The sequence below is a fragment of the Blautia sp. CAG:237 genome (genome assembly GCF_000436615.1).
Lineage (GTDB): Bacteria > Bacillota > Clostridia > Lachnospirales > Lachnospiraceae > Blautia_A > Blautia_A intestinihominis.
In genome coordinates this window covers 1-2,748 of the sequence record NZ_FR886693.1, presented here as the reverse complement: position 1 = coordinate 2,748, position 2,748 = coordinate 1, and the positions used below count along the sequence as shown (strand labels likewise).

Annotated in this window: 3 protein-coding genes; 2 read left to right on the top strand and 1 reads right to left on the bottom strand. The window is 37.3% G+C overall.

The window, feature by feature from the left end:
* Positions 1-90: 90 nt before the first annotated feature.
* Positions 91-540 (bottom strand): hypothetical protein, encoded by a 450-nt coding sequence (locus tag QZL69_RS02890; protein WP_022213722.1) that lies wholly within the window; start codon positions 538-540, stop codon positions 91-93.
* 338 nt (positions 541-878) lie between these two features.
* Here QZL69_RS02890 and QZL69_RS02885 point away from each other — a divergent pair, with 338 nt between their 5' ends.
* Together QZL69_RS02885 and QZL69_RS02880 are read left to right on the top strand one after the other, a co-directional pair.
* Positions 879-1,823, top strand: a complete 945-nt coding sequence (locus QZL69_RS02885; RefSeq protein WP_022213721.1) for a hypothetical protein — start codon at positions 879-881, stop codon at positions 1,821-1,823.
* Between the two features lie 194 nt (positions 1,824-2,017).
* Positions 2,018-2,701, top strand: a complete 684-nt coding sequence (locus QZL69_RS02880; RefSeq protein WP_022213720.1) for a hypothetical protein — start codon at positions 2,018-2,020, stop codon at positions 2,699-2,701.
* Positions 2,702-2,748 lie beyond the last annotated feature (47 nt).

The window sequence follows — 2,748 nt, the reverse complement described above, 5'->3', positions numbered from 1 at the left end:
TTTCTCAACCTTCTTTCTCGGAATTCCCTATATTTGAATTATACAAGAAGCTCCTGTCACCAGGCAGTACTTATTGGTACTGCCTGCAATTTACCAATCAGCCTTCGCTAACGTTTTAGAACGTTCATGTTCCATATAATAGTTGTACAGAAACGCAAATAATTCCGGATCATCCAAATCAACCTCTTCTTCATGAAGAGGTTCCTCTTCCTCACCTGGTGACTCCTTCTGAATATCCATCTCGATTTCATTCCAGTCGCTTTCTGGTTTCTCTCCACGAAGCTCTCCACTTTCACAGGTTTTTTCAGGTACAGCGTATAACTCCATATCATCGTCCTGAAGACTTTCTTCTTCCCAGGCATCTTCTTCATCGTCATCCGGAAGACCTTCATCATCACAATATTCTTTCTCAAAAATATCAAACCATTTTCTCAGATTCCTTATTTCCCTTTCCGTTTCCTCCACCTGGTCTTCCGGAATATCCTCAAAAATATCTTCACGATTGTTATATTCGTCTGCTACTGAGTAATTTTCTTCCATAAGTTTTTCTCCTCCCGTTTTTTGAAATAATTTGTTATTTCCTCCTTGTGTCGTACATGATAGCACCCACCTAAATTTAATGCCACAGTAGGCTAAAAAAAATTCGCCCAGGGTAAAATTTTTTTAACGGGGGGGAAACTTTTTATGCCCAGGGTAAATTTGTGGTACACACAGGGTAAAAAAAGTCAAGAGTATTCTAAAATTTTTTTCGTTACTTTAAAAAAAATTTTTCTCTACTTTTAAATTCGTTTTCTGCAGATACATGCGAAGAATCTATACAATTTTGCTGATATAATGTATAATCTTATTTATCATATACATGTATTGGAGGTTTGGATATGAACAATTTAAAGACGAATAACTATTGGCTTATCCCTATGGATTTTAGCACTTGCAATTATGAGCAACTGCAAAAAGAATGGGACGAAAGTAAAAAAATAATGTGGCAGGTGCCGGGAACACCTAGAAAATTAAAAAATGGCGATTGGCAATCCCCCCCAGATTCTAGCATGGTCAATTCACTAAAAAAGGGAGACGTTATATATTTTTATGTAACCAATCTTCCTTCAGAAAGCAGAAATAAGCTAAGTCGAATAATGCTACGTGGTGTAGTCAAAGATGAACCTTGTCCAATGGAAAAAAATAAAGTCTACTTTGACTTAAATGAAACTAATCTAATATATGCCTTTTCTATTGAATGCCTTACAACTCTGCCTAAAGAACAATTGGAAAATAATTTCTTTTTGAGTCGTACAGATTTGAAAACTAACAGCAGTAAATTTATAATCCCACACGGAGTAAACTGGCCTGATAAAAACATAAAACAAAACCTCAGTGAAGATATTATCAAGAGATTAGAAAGATGTTTTAAACCCACTACTATAAGAAAATATGATTTTGAATCATTAATAAATCATTTTAACAAAAAATGTTTCTTTTGTGGAAAATACGGAACTAAAAATGATCATAAGACATTTATCGGCAGAAACGGATTAGATTATTTTGAATATCATCATTTTATCCCTCAGGCCAAGGCAAAAGATTTTCCGAAATTGCAGGAAATTATTGATAATTCGACTAATGGGTTATTTTTGTGCTCCAATTGTCATAATAAAATGCATTACGGAGCAGTCACAGAGGTTCGTGATATGTTAGAAATAGTTCTGAAAGATACTCAAATACAAAAAATGTTAACTGATTTTAATTTCCAGAAAAATATTGGAGAAGAAAATGATGTCTTTGAGTGGTTTCAAGAGGCATATAAGATTAAAGAGCACAAATAATATTTTCTCATATTACTACTTACACTTCCCCTTCTACCACTGATCATGTTTCTTAATGCTTTGCACAACCTGTTGCAGTATATTACTGTACCCATGCTGACAATACAGGGTGAGAAATTTTTATTCTTTTTTCTATTGTATCCTCCCCACAGACACGCTACAATAAACTTATCAAAAACCAAGGAGAAACGCGCATGAAAAAGAAAAATTTCAAAAAACTATTCGCAGTTCTTATTGCAGTCTGTATGATGGTCATCGGGTTTCCGGTTACTTCGCAGGCGGCGGTCAGAGTATCCGCACCCAGATTAAAGAGTGCAAAGTCTGCCAGCAGCGGCATACAGCTCACCTGGAGCAAAGTCTCAAACGCTTCCGGATATGTGATCTACCGGAATGACAAATGTATCGGTGGGGTAAAGGGAAACAAAACCGTCTCCTACATTGACCGCAAGGCCAAAACAGGAAGCAGATACACCTATCTCGTAAGAGCTTTCCGTCAGTATGGAAAAAAACGGGTTTACAGCAGTGCCAGCAACCGGCTTCAGGGAGTCCGAAAAGCCGTCAGCAATAATGGTCTTGGAACTCCGGTTCAGACCGGTGTCCGTTTCTGGAAAAATCTCAGTGCCAATGGTGCAAATGGCGTAACTTACGGAACAACCTGGAAGAAAGTAAAAGGAGCCTATGGATATCAGGTTCAGATCTGGGGAAGGGAATTCGGAAGTTCTCATACTTATTCCAAATTCACAAGACAGACTAAATTCGGTGAAAGCTTCTCCAGCTTAGATAAAATCGGAATGAGAATCCGGGCATACAAGATCGTCGGTAAAAAGAAAGTATTCGGACCGTTCAGTAACTGGTCTTTCAGCAATGTCCATTTTTAAATATCTGTAAAAAAGACCGCCCGGGCTGATAATTTCATATCAGTCCG

What these genes read in the sequence shown, in the direction of transcription:
- QZL69_RS02890 (WP_022213722.1), bottom strand. Translation starts at nt 540, where the DNA reads ATGGAAGAAAATTACTCAGTAGCAGACGAATATAACAATCGTGAAGAT.
- QZL69_RS02885 (WP_022213721.1), top strand. Translation starts at nt 879, where the DNA reads ATGAACAATTTAAAGACGAATAACTATTGGCTTATCCCTATGGATTTT.
- QZL69_RS02880 (WP_022213720.1), top strand. Translation starts at nt 2,018, where the DNA reads ATGAAAAAGAAAAATTTCAAAAAACTATTCGCAGTTCTTATTGCAGTC.